22 protein-coding genes are annotated in these 18,544 nt (G+C 51.9%); 11 read left to right on the forward strand and 11 right to left on the reverse strand.

What is annotated here, in order from left to right:
• Positions 1-178: 178 nt before the first annotated feature.
• Both M2367_RS08545 and M2367_RS08550 read right to left on the reverse strand, forming a co-directional pair.
• The gene (locus M2367_RS08545) at positions 179-772 is read right to left on the reverse strand and encodes a hypothetical protein (protein ID WP_259236425.1); all 594 of its coding nucleotides are present in this window, start codon (positions 770-772) and stop codon (positions 179-181) included.
• Between the two features lie 75 nt (positions 773-847).
• A complete protein-coding gene (locus M2367_RS08550; protein WP_259236426.1) occupies positions 848-1,174 on the reverse strand; it encodes a hypothetical protein in 327 nt (108 codons plus the stop codon).
• Between the two features lie 394 nt (positions 1,175-1,568).
• Between M2367_RS08550 and M2367_RS08555 the strand changes: the two genes are divergently transcribed.
• The 5 genes from M2367_RS08555 to M2367_RS08575 all read left to right on the forward strand — a co-directional run bounded on the left by M2367_RS08555 (position 1,569) and on the right by M2367_RS08575 (position 5,624).
• Positions 1,569-1,772, forward strand: a complete 204-nt coding sequence (locus M2367_RS08555) for an AlpA family transcriptional regulator (RefSeq protein ID WP_259236427.1) — start codon at positions 1,569-1,571, stop codon at positions 1,770-1,772.
• 877 nt (positions 1,773-2,649) lie between these two features.
• Positions 2,650-3,174, forward strand: coding sequence for an inovirus Gp2 family protein (locus M2367_RS08560; protein ID WP_259236428.1), 525 nt, complete (start codon positions 2,650-2,652; stop codon positions 3,172-3,174).
• A gap of 97 nt (positions 3,175-3,271) precedes the next feature.
• Positions 3,272-3,865, forward strand: a complete 594-nt coding sequence (locus M2367_RS08565; protein ID WP_259236429.1) for a hypothetical protein — start codon at positions 3,272-3,274, stop codon at positions 3,863-3,865.
• Complete coding sequence (locus tag M2367_RS08570; RefSeq protein ID WP_259236430.1) at positions 3,856-4,176, forward strand: hypothetical protein; 321 nt, start codon at positions 3,856-3,858, stop codon at positions 4,174-4,176. The genes M2367_RS08565 and M2367_RS08570 overlap by 10 nt, the downstream gene beginning before the upstream one ends.
• Entirely contained in the window at positions 4,176-5,624 is a 1,449-nt protein-coding gene (locus tag M2367_RS08575) for a hypothetical protein (protein WP_259236431.1), read from the forward strand. Before M2367_RS08570 ends, M2367_RS08575 begins: the two co-directional genes overlap by 1 nt.
• A gap of 32 nt (positions 5,625-5,656) precedes the next feature.
• Here M2367_RS08575 and M2367_RS08580 read toward each other — a convergent pair whose 3' ends face one another.
• The 9 genes from M2367_RS08580 to M2367_RS08615 all read right to left on the reverse strand — a co-directional run bounded on the left by M2367_RS08580 (position 5,657) and on the right by M2367_RS08615 (position 15,326).
• Positions 5,657-6,247: a hypothetical protein gene (locus M2367_RS08580; protein ID WP_259236432.1), complete on the reverse strand. Its 591-nt coding sequence runs from the start codon at positions 6,245-6,247 to the stop codon at positions 5,657-5,659.
• Positions 6,238-6,942: a hypothetical protein gene (locus M2367_RS08585; protein ID WP_259236433.1), complete on the reverse strand. Its 705-nt coding sequence runs from the start codon at positions 6,940-6,942 to the stop codon at positions 6,238-6,240. Before M2367_RS08585 ends, M2367_RS08580 begins: the two co-directional genes overlap by 10 nt.
• A gap of 609 nt (positions 6,943-7,551) precedes the next feature.
• Positions 7,552-8,091, reverse strand: coding sequence for a DUF6527 family protein (locus M2367_RS20485; RefSeq protein WP_404972863.1), 540 nt, complete (start codon positions 8,089-8,091; stop codon positions 7,552-7,554).
• On the reverse strand, positions 8,004-9,185 hold the full coding sequence (locus M2367_RS08590; RefSeq protein ID WP_034165690.1) for a ThiF family adenylyltransferase: 1,182 nt from the start codon (positions 9,183-9,185) through the stop codon (positions 8,004-8,006). Before M2367_RS08590 ends, M2367_RS20485 begins: the two co-directional genes overlap by 88 nt.
• Positions 9,160-9,909: a multiubiquitin domain-containing protein gene (locus tag M2367_RS08595; RefSeq protein WP_259236434.1), complete on the reverse strand. Its 750-nt coding sequence runs from the start codon at positions 9,907-9,909 to the stop codon at positions 9,160-9,162. Before M2367_RS08595 ends, M2367_RS08590 begins: the two co-directional genes overlap by 26 nt.
• Positions 9,910-9,993: 84 nt before the next feature.
• Entirely contained in the window at positions 9,994-13,377 is a 3,384-nt protein-coding gene (locus M2367_RS08600) for a UvrD-helicase domain-containing protein (RefSeq protein ID WP_259236435.1), read from the reverse strand.
• Positions 13,365-13,949, reverse strand: a complete 585-nt coding sequence (locus tag M2367_RS08605) for a hypothetical protein (RefSeq protein ID WP_259236436.1) — start codon at positions 13,947-13,949, stop codon at positions 13,365-13,367. The genes M2367_RS08600 and M2367_RS08605 overlap by 13 nt, the downstream gene beginning before the upstream one ends.
• A complete protein-coding gene (locus tag M2367_RS08610; protein WP_259236437.1) occupies positions 13,949-14,719 on the reverse strand; it encodes an RNA polymerase sigma factor in 771 nt (256 codons plus the stop codon). The genes M2367_RS08605 and M2367_RS08610 overlap by 1 nt, the downstream gene beginning before the upstream one ends.
• Positions 14,720-14,981: 262 nt before the next feature.
• Positions 14,982-15,326, reverse strand: coding sequence for a helix-turn-helix domain-containing protein (locus M2367_RS08615; RefSeq protein WP_259236438.1), 345 nt, complete (start codon positions 15,324-15,326; stop codon positions 14,982-14,984).
• 267 nt (positions 15,327-15,593) lie between these two features.
• Here M2367_RS08615 and M2367_RS08620 point away from each other — a divergent pair, with 267 nt between their 5' ends.
• From M2367_RS08620 to M2367_RS08645, 6 genes are all read left to right on the forward strand, one after another.
• Positions 15,594-15,965, forward strand: a complete 372-nt coding sequence (locus M2367_RS08620) for a hypothetical protein (RefSeq protein ID WP_077097907.1) — start codon at positions 15,594-15,596, stop codon at positions 15,963-15,965.
• 20 nt (positions 15,966-15,985) lie between these two features.
• Positions 15,986-16,657, forward strand: a complete 672-nt coding sequence (locus M2367_RS08625; protein ID WP_224432400.1) for a hypothetical protein — start codon at positions 15,986-15,988, stop codon at positions 16,655-16,657.
• 92 nt (positions 16,658-16,749) lie between these two features.
• Positions 16,750-17,301, forward strand: a complete 552-nt coding sequence (locus M2367_RS08630; RefSeq protein ID WP_259236439.1) for a lecithin retinol acyltransferase family protein — start codon at positions 16,750-16,752, stop codon at positions 17,299-17,301.
• Between the two features lie 35 nt (positions 17,302-17,336).
• A complete protein-coding gene (locus tag M2367_RS08635; RefSeq protein ID WP_259236578.1) occupies positions 17,337-17,762 on the forward strand; it encodes a DUF2787 domain-containing protein in 426 nt (141 codons plus the stop codon).
• 10 nt (positions 17,763-17,772) lie between these two features.
• Positions 17,773-18,201, forward strand: coding sequence for a hypothetical protein (locus M2367_RS08640; protein WP_259236440.1), 429 nt, complete (start codon positions 17,773-17,775; stop codon positions 18,199-18,201).
• Entirely contained in the window at positions 18,176-18,478 is a 303-nt protein-coding gene (locus M2367_RS08645; RefSeq protein WP_259236441.1) for a hypothetical protein, read from the forward strand. Before M2367_RS08640 ends, M2367_RS08645 begins: the two co-directional genes overlap by 26 nt.
• Positions 18,479-18,544 lie beyond the last annotated feature (66 nt).

Here is an 18,544-nt window from a genome sequence, read left to right on the forward strand (position 1 = left end):
TTCCTAGCCTTTCGGATAGTAAAGTTAATTTATTTCTAGCATCTTCGGATAAATAATACGATGATGATTTGTTTTTTAGATTGGGCCTGGCTTTATATTGTCGGCCATACAGTTTTACTTTATCAAGCAGAAGCTCTTTGGCGTTATCATCAATTACATCAAAAGTTGTTATGATCGCTTAATCATAATTATTTTCACCTACATCTACGGCCCACACTGGGGCTCGTCCATTAAAGAAATGAATGACGATATAGCGCCAAGCCCATTCTAATATAGTTCTATTGCTTTCAATCCACTTCACCATTCTTTTATCATTGCTGATGATGTCCCATTTTATTTTTATTGCAGATAATAATGTTTTTTGCCTTTCAACATCCCACAGCAATCCATCAAACTGACTTGTTATGCTTTCAACTATATCCGTAATTGATGCTGCACCATTTTTTAGTTCACTCGGATCACTTCGCTCGTTTAAAGATGATTCAATAGGACCTTGTTGACGTAAATCTATTCGCCTGAAAAACGCATTAAATTCTCTTTCTTGTTTTATACGGGCAAGTATATCTCTCTCGTTTGCATCACTGGAAATATTTCGGGTTCGAATCACTCTTAGCATTGTCCAGACAAAGTTAGCTTTTCTATTTTCATTATTAACAAACTGGCTAATATCATGTTCTTCTATTAAATAATTTTCACATAACGCATTGATTAACTCAATATAATCTGACTGCGATATGTCTTCCGGGATGCTGCGACGTAAAAGCCGTTCCACTTCGCTTCGAAATGTTGTTCGAACACGTCTAGAATTTTTAACCTCATTGAAAAATTCAACAATATATTTTCTGTTTTAATTATAGTCATTACTGGTCATAACATTGCGAGAATAGGAACTAGACAACACACGTTTAATTAGTGCCATTTGTCTTCGATCATATCTTGGGAATTTAACAGTAAACACTGTGTTATTGCTGTGTTTTAACATGTTAGTTATTTCAAATTCCTGTTTATTTCTCTTGTATTCTCTATCATCAGTTAATGCCTCCTTACCTTCCTGTTTGGCCTCAGTATTTTTTTCCTCAATGACAGCATGAGCTATCGGCTCGAAAGAAGATTCCTCATCAAGTACCAACGCAACATCCTTCATACTAGTAAATCTAATTTCATCATCACTCATATCTTAACTACCACGTAGATAAATCTCATAAGCCATGTACATAAAAACCAATCGAAAAGCAATGAAAATTCACTAAAATTGCAGTAAAAAGGTATGTGATATTGTCCCCCCCTCCCAAGGAAAGACACCACTAACACATTTTTTGCTATCTATCGGCATCTAAGAGCCGTCTAGGCTGGTTTGATAAGGACGACCATTGCTTAGCAGGGGGTTATCCGATCTCTTCATCCACAATTATTCCTAGGACAGATCGCGTGCTTTAGGGGGTAAGTTAATAGCTGTGGACGCACTGGAATTAAAGTGTGGATAGAGTCATACCAATCGAAATCTGTTTATTTTAACTGGCTCACCCTTCTGATGAAACAACCATGAACCACGTCATCAGGAGTACACCATGAGCACTGCTATCAAAGTCCTACGCATCAAAGACCTCATCGCTAAAATTGGCATGGCTCGTTCCACCATATACGACTGGATGAATCCCAAGTCCCCTCGCTATGACGAGACATTCCCCAAACCGTTTAAGATAGGCCAGTCATCTATAGGCTGGTTTGAACATGACGTAGACAGTTGGCTTATTCTTCGAAGCCAGTCCTGAGTTATTAATTTTTAGTCGCCATCAGGCTCCTTAACTTCCCGTTATCGTTCGAGCTGTTTTATAGCTGATGACTCGTTCAAATACGCTATTTCTTCTTATATTTTATTTTCATTCTTGGCACGAATGTCGAGGCTTAGCGAGTTTGGGTTTATATATTATTTAATATCACTTCTATACATTATCACTACCTCAGTATTTCCATACCCACTACGTACTCCACGCATTACCACCCAACACCATGGATATCTCAGTATCCTCATGCTACTCCCGTATACCACTACACCACGTAACGTGGTGGTCATGCAGCCTGCATAGCGAATGCCATCCTACTAATTACATCCCCTCTATACGCGTGTGCCAATCACACAGCGTAGGGATAACTCTGCCTAAGCGAGGCCATCATGTTTAATACCGTTAGACTCTTGGATATCCTGCCCCTATCACGCAAACTCCAGCATACGACTTTCCCAGTCGTTATCGTGGCATATACCTCTGCCCGCGAGTTGCATATAGATTGCCTAGACCACTCATTATCGACTTGTCTCTTTAGCGTATTGGAGACCATGCGTGATTATTTCTACTGTCACCCCGAGATATCCTCCGCCCACCCTACCATCGAGCTATTCCTGACACATATGCGAGCAGTGCCCAAGTTACACCTCGCTAGGATGCCCTCTCTCGATAGCCAGACGACCCATAAGCTGGCCGATGCGATCAATAACGCTCTGGGAGCCTTCCTAAGCGCGTCCAAGCGCCAGCCGCACCGTAAGCGGCTCAACAACTTACGACGTGTTGAGAAACGCAATCAGCGCAGCATAGCATAGCAACCTATATCAACAGTCTATTTTCTCAACATGCCAAACTATTATTCATTCGTTTGGATATCGGGTATCGAGAGGCTCACTACCCTCGATTAACGGTGAATAACACCACCCATGACTTGCGTCATTACCTGAGCGAAATACTGCGGCAATTCAAACATCTGGTGGGGTATATCTGGAAAATAGAATACGGTATAGACCGGCGTTTCCATTTCCACCTCACGTTTATCTTCAACGGAGCAGAGCATCAGCAGGATGTCTCATTGGGTAAAGCGCTGGGAGAGCAGTGGGAGACCATCACCGATGGACAGGGGAACTATTACAACTGCAATGGCCGTCGAATCCAGTACCAGGAGTGGGGGACCGATGGGATAGGGATGGTGCATTACGCTGATACCGACAAACAGGCCCTACTACTGAGCGCGCTGGGTTATCTGACCAAACCTGATGAGCAGATATTGGCGGTATTACCCGCAGGCCGTCGCTCCTTTGGCCGCATGGAGAGACCGACAGCCCGTTCTCGCGGGGGGAGGTCACGGAGCATGAGCTATGGAGCTGGGGCTATTCAGTTAGCCAACTGATACAGCCTTCAAGGAATCTTGGATTCAGATTGCACTGAGAATGGTGGGAATGTGATGTTTCGCACCCTATTACCGAATGAGATTCAATAATCTGGATATGAGTGTCGACTGGGTAAGTTGGACGGCTTTAACAATGGTTAATAACAATGGTGATTACATGTTCCTAAACGCTGAGCGGAAAAAAGCACTGCAAGATCTTGAAACTGCTGAAAAGCGCTGCAAAGCCTACGTTGTGCTGGCCCAGCGAGAGATCACTTCTCTCTATGAGTGGCGTGCCAAATGCAGTAAAGAGTTGATGACTCGAGTAGAGAGTTATATCAACAGAATGAAGAATACTCCCATCGAATTCGATAAATCATTCACAGAATTTAAAGCTGAAATCGTTGAGTTTGATGATGTCGTCGAAAAGCTTGAGATGGAATATAACAAATCACATGTTGGTAAGGGTACTGCCGCTGTTGGGATTGCAGCAGGTGCTGGCTTCGCAGCATTTGCACCCACAGCTGCTTTGGCCGTGGCAACTACATTTGGTACAGCATCTACAGGAACTGCTATCGCAACGCTAAGCGGTGCGGCGGCAACTAACGCGGCTCTGGCTTGGTTGGGAGGTGGCGCCCTTGCAGCAGGTGGTGGTGGTATGTCTGCTGGCGGAGCACTGCTGGCACTTGCTGGGCCACTGGGGTGGGGATAGGTGCGGCTGGCATTGCTGGCGGCGCGTTACTCGCTCGTAACAAAAACAGCAAGATTATCGAAGATACTCGAAGCGAAGAGCGTAAACTACTTGCACAATGTAGTGAGCTCAATGTTGTCCAGACCACAGTTAAAAAAATGGTTTCGCTTACCTCAGAGCATTATCACGGTACGGAAAGCATTATCGACGTGCTAAGCAAGACTGCCCCTCACGACTACAAAGACTTTGCTCCTGGCCAAAAACAACAATTGGCCTCCCTGATCAATCACATCAACTCGCTGTCTCAGCTAATCAATAAAAAGGTTAAGTAATGGTAGTGAAGCATGCTGAACCAGTGAAGGATCAAATCATCGGTATTGCTGTTGATCAACTCAATCAGATGAACGAACAAGCCATGAATGTCCAACTTAGCGCACAGGACATTGCTTTTGAAGTGGCTAATGATCAGATGCAGAAGGTACGTGATTTCATTGCCAATCCCAGTGGCATTCTTGGTTCGATGTCCACTAAGCATGGTGAAATTGCCGAGCAGGTCGAGGTGGGGGTGCGCAATGCTCGCCAAGCTATTGAGGAACGACTGCAAGACGAGTCATTGCTTAAGGCTACGTTCGAGGGGGTTGGTCGCACAGCCCCTGTGGACTACATGGCTGATAACATTGCTGTACAGTCGAAATTCATAAACGGCGCCAAAGACAACCTCGAACATATCCTCAGGCATCTCGACAAGTACCCAGAATTTGGCCGCACGGATGAGATTTACCACATACCAAAAGACCACTGGAAAACTATTCGTGATGTTCTGGATGGCAAGTCAGTTGATGACTTGAATGAAAAATCTATCAGGGCAATCCAAGAAAAAGTCGTGGCCATGGAGCAGGCTACTGGACGCTCGTTTGATGATCTAGTCCGCCCTGGAGTATCCGATTACCATGACGTGCAACTAGGGCGGATTGATGACACGCTGGATAAGTATGATCAGGAACTTGCGGATCAAAATCAGCAAAAGAAAACCGAGATTATTGATGACCACCGGCCATCACTCCAAGGCGCGGCGAATGCTGCAATGATAGGAGCCGCAGTAGCTGGCGTGGTGACTTTGGGTACAGGGATCTACAAGAAATACCGTGAAGGAAGGAATATTTTCAAGGGGGAGCTCACAAAGAACGATTGGCAAGAGCTTGGTATGGGTACGGCCAATGGTGCTCTAATCGGAGGAGTGTCTGCGGGAGCAATCTACACGCTGACAAACTTTGCCGGAATGGGAGCTCCTTTTGCCAGCGCTCTGGTCACAGCGGCCAAAGGTGTTGGAAGTCTAACCCTGTCGCTACAAAGGGGGGAAATTGATATCGAGCAGTTCACCGATCTGGGTATGATTGTGTGTGCAGAAGCAGCTGTTGTAGGCGCAATGACAGTAGCTGGCCAAGCAGTCATCCCTATCCCAGTGCTCGGCGCTCTTATCGGTTCAATCTCAGGAAAGATGCTGGTCACTGTTGCCAAAAGTATGAGCGACAAAATGATCGCTGAAATGAATCACAAAAAAGAAGCCCTTATTAGCCGGTTAAGCGAGATTGAGCAACAGGCTTTGGCACGCATTATGGCTGAGTTTGACGCACTGGGTGATTTGACAAAGGCCGCATTCAATATACAGACCAACCAACAACTCCTACTGGCTAGCGTCGAACTGGCCAGAGCGTATGGAGTTAATGAAGCACTCATCATTGCAAGTGAGGACGATCTCGATAGCTTCATGAGTGCCTGACTAATGGGCCACCAAGAAGAGTGGCCCCCTTATTACCGCGAGACGAGCGCCAATTGGTTGGAGATCCAATCATGGAGTTGGCCCGGCGCCGTGATCGCTGTTTCTAACGCAACGCGTTTACTGCAACACTCGACCTCTGGGTATTCCTGCGCTTGGCCGGTCCAAGCGTCATGGTTAGCCCAGGGGTGATTACCCTCGATCGCATCCCAGCTGTACAACGCATCCTTAGTAAAACGGTACAAATGTACTTCCAGCGAAGAACTGCCAGTGTGAGGGTCGTAATCCGTTGCTTCTGGCGTAGCCTCGATGAATGCATCATCAATATTCAAGCGAAAATAGAGTGCGATATCTCCTTTCTGAGCATTATCAGACCCACGACCACGTTGATAGCAGTAATAAGACCGAAAGAGCGGCAAGAAACTCCAGGGAGCACGAGCTGAAGGCTTGGATGTCGCCCTGCCTACGCCATCCCCCTCCGCGCTCCCCCAGTAACGAAAATTGGCGTCAGCAGCTTCACCGGCCAACTTTTCCAGTTGTGGCAGGATCCGTTCATAGAAGCCTTCTATCAGGTGGTGAGCATGCCTGACTTGGGTGACCAGGGACTGTGCTTGGGTTATGTCCATCCGTTATCTCCGTATTCGCGCCAATATTGAAGTTGTTTGAGACCTGCAGCGGGGTCAATAGACTTGGACATATCCACCATAGGCTGCCAGTCCGGGATCATTGGCGCCATGCCGTACAACTCGAATGCATTCTGCCAATCGCGCAGGATCGCTTTATCTTGGCGTGTCGAAAAGTGCGAACTCTGCCGAAGCCAGTGACGGAGAGACTCCCATTCGCAGGCAGCCATGGACTCAAACCGTTCAGGTAACGCGGATTGTTCAAGCACCGTTGGCACCACATTGCCTAACGCGATGAAGTAGACCTTCTTGTACTCGGCATACGCCTGTTCACGCTGCACCGCATCAATCTGATCCAGCCACTGTTTACGAGACTGTCTACCGCCAAACGGAGGCTTCACTTCGATGACAAACAGCTCTCGTTCGAAATGCAGAACGACATCAGGCTCAACTTTATTTTTACTGGGGTTCTCTAAATACGGCCATAATTCCAGCTCGTCAAAATTGGACAGCTCAACTGACCGCCCAACCATAAACGCCAATAACGCAGAAAGAGCCTTACTAGAGAGATAGGGAACGCGGCCAAAAAATGTGGCGGTAAGCAGATCTTCACTACGCTGGAATACATCGCGCCAACGTAACGACTCGCCTTCCAACCCAATACGGCCCGCTTTGCTGCTGAGGATTGCCTGTAGCACCACGCCTCCAAGATTAAAAAAAACAGAAGCGCATATCGTACTACCAGTTGATGCTCACAATTGCCGAATGGGTCACAGCTTGGCTCGGAATGAAAAGGATCTCAGCTATATATCATCGTCATGACACTCAACCGGGGCTGCTTAAACAGCCCCTTTTTCATTGGAGATATTCTATGGCTCACCTTATTGACACCATGGCCTACGTCGGTCAAACGCCTTGGCATGGCCTCGGCAATCTATTGCCCGCACAGCAATCGCTCGATACCTGGCTACATGCCGCCGGGATGGACTGGACCATCGAGCAGAGCGATGTGATGTTTAACAGAGGGCTAACGCGATAGTCCTCACCTGTTTTTCTTGATCAGCCAGCTCCTGTACGAGCGCACTAACCAGTGCCTTTTCCTCGACCCGAATTTCTTCCAAGTACAGACCAAAGAATAGCTACAGCGATGCTACATAAGTCTCATCGCTGTAAGCTCTTCAAGATTGGAGTGCTCCCATATCGGTTCAAGCAGAGGATGAAATTCACCGGCTAATCCGAATCAATGTTAAACGATACCCCTCGGCACTTTCGAAACTGATTGTAAGCTTATCGCTCTAAATCTACAGTCAGCGTTGAAGCCATGCTTTAAGTCGAGCCCAGATACTAATTGACTGGGCAGGAGAACACTGTTCTCGGGGAGGAATAGCATTCGACAACTCAGTACATGATTCATTCAAGACACGGTAATGTGCTGCTTTGGCTTTTTTGTCGCGTAAGCGTTCCGCCTCTATCTGGCCTTGCGACCAAGGTCCCGACTCTAAAACACGTCCTCGCTGAATGATGTAATGCGACCGACATTTCTGATTCCAGTTGCCTACGGAGGGCTGGAGCGAGATGGACTCTCCATCGAACGTCATTCGCCAGTCGGTCGGGGTGAATGGGGTCACCACGCGGTCCCCGCAACCGCAGCAGCATGAGTGCACTGCGGTTGCATAGTCCATCGAGATATACAAGATGCCTGGCTCCAACTCGCGTGGAACATTTCGCACAAAACGATGTTCCAGAGTCTGATAGCGAATCATGTTTGATCTCCGTTGAGCAGCATGCTCCCATCGGTCGTGTACGTGCTGTGATGTTCGCTCTCTAGGTCTCGATAGAATCCGCATAGCTTTTTCCACTTCACGACTGCGAGACAAGCATTCAAGGCGTTAAGGTCGGCCACCTGGATATTGGATGCGTACACGTCCTGACCTCCGCCACCAGCGAAAGAAATTCGCCCTGCGTGGACATGCTCGCGTTTCGCCGGCGTGCTCGTTGTCACCCGCAGAATGCCGCCCAAGCTACCGTTGCTAAGTTCAAGCCCCATCCCGACGTCGATGAATGGCACACCAAGTGCTTCGAGTTTCGCCACCACGGCCCGCTTTTCCTCACCCGCGTCCATGCTGATGAACGCAAATGTGATGCCGTCAAGCAGCCCCAGCGTCTCCGTTTTCATCTTCACGGGGTGAGCCACGATCCCGCGATGCATCCGTTCATAGATGCCCTTCAGGTAGTGCACCTTTTTGGGGGCGTCCCGCAACTCCTCGAGCGATGGAGCCCCGGGCGCGCGGAACGCGTTGTGGGAAAGAAAATCGTCATCGTCGAAGATCCGGATTTCCCTCACCGGCGTTTTCGCGACCAGATCGAGGATGTACCCACCGGTACCACCAGCGCCGAGGATGCCCACCACCTCACCTTCCAGCTTGCTAGATAGCGCGCCCAGGCCTACCCGGCTGGATGCTGTATCGAGATAGTTGAAGACGCTGGGCTCATTCTCATCGTCAGCACCACGGATCAGCCGTGGGCTGACTCCGGGCTGCAGGACGGCCGCAGGGCCGGCCAAGATGGTCGCGTAGGTAGCCATCTTAGTGTAATAGTCCGGGTAGCCATCCGGATTGGGTTTACTGGAAAAGCTGTGCCTTGCGGTGAGCCCGTAACCGAGGTCGGTGTTGGGCGACGCATGGGAAATGCCTGGCAAGGGCGTTCCATTCGCGCTGCAGGGGAAGTCGCCGTCCCAGTGGATTACGTGTGTCTCTGGTTTGCGCGTCCGATCCCCAGCCAAGTCAAGGTTGGACACCAGCGTGCCGGTACGCACACGACATTGAGCGTCGACATAGGGCACTTCCAGCATGACTAGGAGACTCCCCTGAATGCGAACGAAGTAGCCCTCCGTACGCAACCGGGCCAGATCGGCATTAAGACTGAACAGTGCGTGTGACATTGAAAATTGTCCCCTGTTTTTTGACTTCAACGGAGCCACCCTCAGCGAGTTCACCAGCGCGGGGGTGCGAGGCAGCATTGCGGTATGTCATCGAGAACTTGACGTTGGTCTCTGCCGGCGCGTTTGGATGGGACAACTTGACCACCTGCTCGAAGGTGACATGCTTGTCAGGCACAATCTCCCCGACAGCATTGACCACGATGACGTAGCTCTTTTGCGGCTTGCTGGCGGTGATAAACCGCTCAATGCCAGGGTTGTCGAGATTGATCCTGTCATCCGGCTCGATGAGGATGTCTTCGCCGCCCCGTACTTCCAGGAAGATGGCCTCTTCGGGCGAGGCTTCGGCTAGGTCATACAAGACGCGGCCCAGCAGCTCCGGGTGACCCCAGGCCATCTGGCGATCGTTCAAGGAGAACTTGAAGTCGCGGTCGGACTTGAACGCAATGAAGCGCTCAGCACCCTTGCCTCGCAGATCCACTGTCTCGTCGAGACGAACGTCCTCAAAATCGCCCGAGGCGAGAAGTGCATAGAGTAGATAGTCGCTTCGGCGATCGAGCCCCGCGCTGTCCAGGATTTGCCGGCCGGTGGGTACCGGGTCAGGCACGTCGATGTTGCGGAAGGTCAGTCCTTCCAAGCCGAAGCGGATGCGATAGGCGTCGGCCTCTCGCAGTGGACGATCCTCACGGATCGCGTCACCAACGTCGTCAAACGGAGAGTTTTTCATATGGTCCTCGAAAGTGTTGCGACAGAGTTTGTTCTGCCTTCAACTCTCTAATCGGACCCAGCGACTGCCGCCGGTAAACTTTTTTCAGAATTGTTTTAAGAGGGTTCCATAGGGGGCTGCGCCACACACGAAAAAGGCCGGGCAGTTCGGGCAAGTGGCGTCCGAAGTATTTGTTGGGAACTGGCCGCCTCGGATACCGCGGAAAATCTCGCCCAATTTTTCTTGGCGATTGCTCAACTCTTTGGGACTGAGTTTCAATGGCTTGATTTCAGCATCAGCTAGGTAGACCAGTTCCAGCTCAGCACCCGGGAACTCCGCTTGGGCCGCTAGTACAAATACAGCTGCACCAACGTCCTTGCTGTCACGGCTGGGCGCATGGCCAGTTCTCACCCGGCGTATGGCCCGCTTTCCGTCTTTCACGAGGACATCATCCGGTGTTACCTCGATCTCGTGGCCGTCTAGCACAATTCGCAGTGGGGTCGGAGCTTCAACCTGCGCGCCAGCCCTCGATACCAGGAAATATTGGAGCATGGTGGAGGCTATCGTACGGTAGTCATCGATATAGCCATGTTCATGAAGCCCCTGAGTTGCGAAGGCCTGAGAAAGCAGGTCCTCCCACTCACCACTAGAGCTGCCCTGCGCGACGATCTTCCGGTAGACCTCACGAATCGCTTCATGCATACGCATAAATGAACTCATGCCGCGCCGGCCACCCACCTGAAGCAAGTGTGTGTAGAGGAATCGCCGTGAACACGACTCGTAAAGCGCGACCGCATCTGAGCTGAACCGCGGGGTTCCCGAGAAGACGATAGGTATTTGCGTATCGTCCGGGGCAGGAGGTAATACAGTAGTAGGCGTGACGGCGCGCCGTTGAGCTGGACCAATGCGATCCAGGAACTGCGATAGCGGCCTGGCACGCCCATTTGATGTTGAGGTCGCACCGTAAAACGCCAGACGTGTCTTCGCCCGGGACATCGCGACGTAGAACAAGCACTCCTGCTCTTCGTTGTGGGCCGCCCGTGCAATGTCCTCTACGCTCCCTTGACCACCTGCGACCATGCCTACGGGTGGGGGACACTTTGATGCCCGAAGTGCCCCTGGGATGGAGTCCTTATTGACGCCGGCAATGTGAACCGCTGGAAATTCCAACCCTTTCGAGCCATGGATAGTCATCAGGCGAACCGCATCAATCCCCTGGGCTGCCGTGGGTAGCTGCCTCAAATCTCTATCGTCCCGAAGGCGCAGCAGTCTCCTCACGCGGTCAGCAAGCTGCTGGATCGGGAGACCCTGGCCGTTAGGCTGCGCCCGAACGAAGTTCATGAACTGCCAGATTGCGATGCCCTGAGCCTGGTTCGAGACGCAGGCTGAAGACGCTATGCGGGCAGCATGCCTAGTCCGGTCGAGCAGAAGGGTTGCCAGCACGGTCCAAGGTTGGGAGGTCGCGCCGAAGCCTGCAAGAGCTGCATTGAGGTAAGAAAGAGCAGCCTGACCAGCAGGTGTCAGTTCAGCTGGAATGCTAAGTCGCCAAGCGCTAGGTTCCGCGTCGGTACCTCGTAGATGCTCAAAGACACAAACTACATCCTCTAAACTCATGGCGAATTCTGGCCAACAAGCCGTCCGAATCATCCCCATCGCGCGCCGATCCACAAGTAGTGATAGCACCGCGACAAGGTCTTTTACTTCCGGGCGCTCAAACAGGCTGCCTAGGAAAAGCACTGGAATGCCGGCGCGCTCGAGCTCACGTCCAATTTCCGAAAGTCGATCGTTGCCCCGGCAAAGAACTGCCTGGTCCCGATACCGATAGCCCGACTTACTAAGCTCTTGAATGCCATCAGCGATGGCCGAAGTCAGCAGGGGGGCGTTGTTCACTGTGATGATTTCGGGCAGCGTTCCGCTTGGGCCTCTATCCGCCTCAAGGGCCTCTTCTCCATCAGCTGCGGACATACCTGCAGCAAAAGCAGAAAAAGCATGGACAACTTCAGGGGTGGAACGGTAGTTGATTTTCAGGCTGTCTCGTACCGCTCCAGGGAAATCTTGGCAACCGAATCGGGCCATGTTGAACGAAGAGGCGCCGCGGAACCGATAGATTGACTGCTTGGCGTCCCCCACCACCCAGAGGTTATTACCTGACGGCTTCAGTGTCGTAAGAAGCCGAACGCTACTGTGGTTCACGTCCTGATACTCGTCGACCAGAATGTGGTCATAGTCGCTCTGCAACTGCCTTCGAACGGCTTCATCGCTCTCCAGTAGTTGAACCGGGCGCATAACTAGGTCGCCAAAGTCGACACATTGAGCGAGTGTTTTGAGCTCTTCATAGCAAGCGTAGACCTTGGCGACTTCTGTTGCTTTCTCCGCAGCCTCGACTTCGCTCGGGTTACTCGCCGCGTTAGCCATTGCATTGGCTAGCGCAAGATAGGCCGCCGCATCAACAACTTCATCCTTGGCTCGTGAGATCGCGGTCAGGATATCCGCAGCTGTCTGGGATGGATCGTAAAGATTGCGATAGTGGGTCAGACCTAGCCGAGGAAATTCGTTTTCAAGCAGTTCTACTGCTTCGGTTCGGTCCATTAGGCGGGGATCGACCGGAAGGCCACATCGATCGTTGAATCGTCTGAGGATGTCCAAGCCAAAGCTATGGAAGGTCCCGATGCAAAGAGCTGCGGCTTCCGCTGGCCGCGTCAGCGCAATCCGCTCGGACATCTCCGCAGCAGCCTTGTTCGAGAAGGTTAGGAGAAGGATACGTCTTGGATCTACCCCCTCATCCAACAAGCTCTCAACTCGCGCCACCAGCGTACGGGTCTTCCCGGTGCCTGGTCCTGCTTGGAGAAGGAACGCGGCCCCGCGATGGTTAGCTGCTGTTTGTTGCTTCTCGTTGAGTGGAATTTCGACAGGAGCTTCTGCTGCAACTACTGGCACTGGGGGGAGCAAAAGCGCATCAAGCATTTGCTGTGCGACGACCTCGAAGGGAGCCCCCAACCGGTTTGCAATCTCCGAACAGGTCTTCCCTTGAGTGACGTGCAAGTCGAAGACTCGCGACCGTGGCAACAGCAACTCTCTCGCGAAGAGGTCCATCTGAACTTCTCGGCGCTGCCGTCGGCTGTAATCGACCACTCGTTCTATCCCAACTGGCGAGACCTCAGAGGTTCGTGTTGGATCGATTTGAGATGCTGACCCTTCCTCTTCCTCACCGTCGCCAAGCACGGCGTGCCCGATTTCATGAGCTACGAGAAAGGCTTGCTCGAACGGAGTTCCTAAGTCCTCATGAACAATCAGCGGCAAGGCGGCATCAAACGTTGCGCGTGCCCCATCGAGGATTGAAGCACCGGGGACGCATCTTTCAACCAAGATGCCCAGCTTCTCCGCTATGTCTTCGGCGAACCGATAAGGAGACCATGGATCGGTGCCGTGTTGGACAGCTTCATCATGCAACTGTTTCGCGTACTGTCGAGCAAGTTCTATTGGGTCCATGGTAACTCATCGTCGAGCAGTTGCTTTGAAATGCTTGCCTCATCCATTCCCGCCTCTCTTAAAAGGCGTTCAAGCGGGACTTTTTCGGCTAAGGCGGGTTTGTCATCGGACTTGTTTGAACGAACTGATGAAGCCTGCGCAGGCAAAAGGAGAAATGACTGAACAACAGTTACTGATGTTTGTAACTCGTTCGCTAAACGTGTGAGGAACCGGCTTGGCAGCGTCGCAACATCAATTCGTCGCTCGCGAATGGCGACGCCGACTTGTATGGGTAATCCGAGAGCTTTGGCTGCGGCAGCGAAGATCTTTGGCGAAGCAGTCTGCAGCGTTTCCACCGTGACTGTGGACTCGCAGAGCCGATCCATTTTAGCACTTATGGCGGCAAGCTCTTGCACGCTCAGCGGAAGGTCCTCGTCGACTTCCCGAGAAAGCTCTCTGGCAAGATCGACAAGATCGGCAGCAAACTGGGGGTAGTCAACTAGGTAGTGTTTGAGGATGTCAGTCTTAGGCTCGAAATCCATCGCGAAAGCGCTCATGACGTCTTCGCTAGAAATAGGCGAACGCTTAGTCATCACTGTTTCCCCTTGCGTTCAAGGCGCAATCGTAGAGTTGCAAAGGCCTTGTCACGGTGTGTACGGATAGTCTTCTCACTCTTGCCCAACGCTTTGCTTATGGTAACGGCAGAGGGCTCTTGAGAGTCGATGGGAATGTCTTGAAGGAGCATTTCGATGATTCTTCTTTGGATTTCAGGTAGACCATCAATCGCATTGTCGAGCTGTAGCCGGTAAGATTTTTGATCGAGATCGTGAGGGTCAAAAGGATCATAGCCGCTGATTGCCGCCCCAGCAGCAAGAGATACATCATCTGTGAATAACTCTTCACTCCGATTTTCATGCTTCCAATGGCGATTGCTAGCATCCGCACGGTCTTTCGCGATGGCCGAATTGAAGTTGATCTCGTAGTAGTCCAGCCGGTCGTCGTATGACGACCTGTCACTAAGTAATAGATCGATAAATCGGTCTACAACATCATCTCGGATGTTTGCCTTGGTAAGTGAGAGGGTTGATTCATCTGAATTTTCAGCGCGAGGAAGACGACAGTAAACTCGTTGGAGTAAGAATTCGGTTAGCTTCTTTCGATGCCCCCCTTCTTCCAAATTCCGAACAAGATGCACTAATGCTTCCGATGAAACAAAGCAGGGATCGGTAGGTGAGATAATTGACGTTCTGTATTCAAGTTCCGCCTGGCTAACGGTTGCCAACTCTTGAATTTCAGCTTCAACAATTTCACGACGGGAGTACAAGGTTCCATCAAGTTTGCTTTTGCGAAGAGGGCGAACCACAGATATTCCTCTGTTTTATTTATACTCTGGCCCTTTTAGTAAAGGACGCTAAGTAAAGTAATTTAGATGTATTACTACGCTATAAGTACCCGTACAGAGCTTATCATCGCAGTCAGTGCGATTGAATACAATCTCAGATAGATATCATCAGGAGACACCAAGCACAGATCGCCGTAAATCCGCTTGGGAACGCCATTGCGGCCTCCCAAGTTATCGGTCCTGTTATCGGCATCAGTCTGTCATCAATGCGCACTGCGAGCCATTAAGGCGCTAATCGCGCAACCAGTTTATCAACCACCTCCAACAGCAGCGCCCTGTCTGCTGTATCGAGTTTGGCCAACTGCTGACTAAGCACAATACCTTGCTCGGTAGGGCGGTTGCTGGTTTCACGCAGAAAGTCTGCAAGCTCGCATTCAAACAGCTGAGCGAGCTCTGCCAATCGCACCACTGTCGGCACCACGAGACCTCGTTCCATCCGAGAGATGGCCTCCATACCTATCCCCAGGTGTTCTGCCACTTGCTCCTGAGTCAGCCCCACCTGCTGTCGTTGACGTCCTATCGCTTTACCTACGCTCTTGGCTAGCTCTTCAAAGTTGATGTCAGTCATAAGTCCTCCAGTCAACCCGTATGGTTGACCATGGACCCATTGACATTAAGGACCCTTTACGATGAGGATCACCTCAATAGATCTAATTCGTTCAAATACTCACACCAACATCGAAAGGAGTTCAACACGACCTAACCCTCATCCCCCTTCAGTAGTGTTTGGCTATCGGCCAGCACCACCATTAACCCATTGCGTTAATCACTGTTAACCCGACAGGCTTGCTTCGTCGGCCAGGTATCCCTTTGCCATGTTTACCCAGGAGGCATCATGAATCGCACACTGCTTTATCCCTTACTGCTGGCCTGCGGCCTATCAATGAGTGCCTGCAATGCAGAGTCCACCGATAGCCCCGAATTCGACCTTGATGTGTACTACACCGCTATTGGGAGAGCGCAGCTTCGAGCCACCTCGCTTAACGACAACCCGATCCGCATCAGCAAGATCATCGTCAATGACGGTCAGAGCCAATGCCAGGTGCTGGTGAAAAATCTCGGTAGCGGGGAATTCGCAAATGTCTACTACTTACCACGCAGGCTTAATTACATGGAAAGTGCCGTATTCACAATGACAGACCCTTGTCGATTAAAGGACGTCACGTTCATCACCGACCAAGGCAACGCGTCCTACACCTTCGATTAACCCCTATCAAGAGATATCACATGCTCCTCAATCTCAGCAGAACAATCATTTTGGCCAGCACACTTTGTTGCCCCTATTCCTTTGCAGCCCTGTCCCCGTCAGCACCCACTGTGGTGTCGAGCAAACAAAGTCAAATCGAAGGCACGTTGCAATATGCCAGCCTAAAGTACTGGGTAGAGACCGTCTCGGGACAGCAGGTGGAATTGCTTGCTAAAGAAGCAGACGAACCGCACCTGATGAATTTGGTAGCCCAGCACATCACGCTAACCGGCACGCTGAAAACATACTCAAATGGGAGTGTCTATTTCGAGCCAACACTCTCGGCTCCAGCCTCAGCAGACATTGCCATCAACCCACAGGACGATGGCACTATCGTGGTAGCTCATGGCGAACAGGTTCTGTTGAGTACTGACATGTACCATTCCATTACCATCAATCATGAGCAACCATTGGCGCAGGGAAAAGCCGTGTTGCTCGAACTCAACTCCGGTGGCATCGCCTGTCCGGTGCTCTATCAGCTGGCCGTCATCCGACCGGATGCACTTCCCCTGCTCACTCCCACCTTCGGCACCTGTAGTGACCTGGGCAAGCTGAAGCATGACGCCAACGGCTTCACGCTGGTCCTGCCAGGCAACCCCGCCGAAACCTGGGCCTGGGATAGCCGCACCATGGCACTGCGCAAGCAATCCTGACCTGCCGGGTAATCATCTCTCACCTTCCATCATCAAGGGCACCCTCGCGGTGCCTTTGGTCTTTATGCCGTTTGCCATGTAAGGAGTCATGCATGCCATTACCACAATCGGGGGACCACCTCGTGTCACCCCGTATCGGCTATCAGCACCACGGGTTGTTCCTGGGTGACCATCAGGTTATCCACTACCGGGGTGTCAGTGCCGGTGAACGCTCAGGTCAGGTTGCCATCACCTCACTGGCTGAGTTTTGCCAACGCCAAGGCTACCACGTTCAGCACCACGGGATGCGGGCCTATAACCGAGAAGAAAGCATCGACCGGGCTTACTCCCGCCTCGGGGAAGCGCACTACAGCACGCTCTTGAACAACTGTGAGCACTTCGTGCGCTGGTGTATCGACGGCTTTCACTACAGCAAGCAGATTAACCAGCTGATTGCCACGGGGTGTATCGCACATCAGGCGCTTCGCTCTGTGGCTCGTCAGCCTACCCTTGCGGCCCTGCCTGGCATGGCCACCAGCACGGCACTGAACCCATCAGCAACTACCGCTGTGACCGCAGCAGTCGGTGCGCTGCTTGGGAGCTCGGCCACCTCGCTGGCGGCCCCCTACGGCCTCTACCGCGCCTGGCGCTGGTTCAGGGATTAACGCGTCTCACATTCGATACGAAAGGACACACCATGATGACCATGCCATTTCACTTGGTAGGGATGGCCCTGCCGATTTCGCCCGAGCTACCTGACTTGCTGCGCAACATCGTGCGGGAACAGCAGCTCAGTCTCGCCGACCTCTCGACCCTGACTTTTAACTTTCGCAGCCCCGGCTACAGCGCCGCAACGGGTGGCGTCCATCCGGTAGAGCTGCGGCTTATTCGGGGACTACACGGCTGGGTATTCGATTACATCACCGACTTCAGTTACCAGGGGCTAGGCCAGGATGCCGAGCTCTGCAAAGAGCTCGACTTCAACCTCTCCTGTGATGAGCACTATCTGCAGGGCTGGGGACCACTGCCCAGCGTGGAAGCTCGCGAACTGTTCGCCCTGTGGCAGAGTAATTTCATCGCCTATGGCCAGTTGGGGTATTTCACCGTCACAGTCAGCGGGGAGTAGGAGGTGTGTGATGACTAGCGAACTGCCGCTCTCCCATTACTCACGCCAGTGGCTGGGCCTGGTCGCCGCCAAGGCCAAGCTGCTGCCAACTCACCAGGGCGAGCGCTGGTTGCTGCACCTTACTCCTGATAGCCCACATGCCCGCACTGTCACGCTGCATCTGCGCTGGTCTGGCGTGCAGTGGCAACTGCGCTCCCTCACCAATGCTGATGACTGGCGCACCATGAGTCAGCCCGTGGATGAAATCTGCGTTGACCCCACGCGCCGCTGTTTTTGGCGCTGCCAGGCTGGACCGGTCCCGCTCTCTGAGCAGCCCCGCGTGCTGGCAAGCTTCCTGGCTGACCTGCAGCGAATTTGCACCCAGCGCGGCTATCGCGTGGAGAGTGACCCCTTACCCCAAAAGGAGGCACACGATGCCCAAACAACCGATAGCCGTTGAGCTGGAAGCCATCAATCGAGAGGGAGAAACACAAGTGGTGCGTGATAGTGGCCTGACCGTACAGGGCTACAGCATCTACCTGCGGGCGGTAGAGGCCAGCGGATTGGCCCTGGCCACATGGGTAGCTGACTACGAGACCATCAGCCCTGCCTACCAACTGGCAGATCGCTTGAGCCTGGTACTGGCCATCCCGCTCACCGTGCTGGTCCCCGGATCGCTGATGCCGGTGAAGCGTGAATCCACAGCCACGGCAGGAGTCACCACCACTGCCAACTGAACACCCCTTTCGAGCAAACCAACAACACCTCTGCATTTAGCCCCGGTATGCCTCGTGCCGGGGTTT

The sequence above is a fragment of the Aeromonas sp. BIGb0445 genome (genome assembly GCF_024809075.1).
GTDB lineage: Bacteria > Pseudomonadota > Gammaproteobacteria > Enterobacterales > Aeromonadaceae > Aeromonas > Aeromonas rivuli.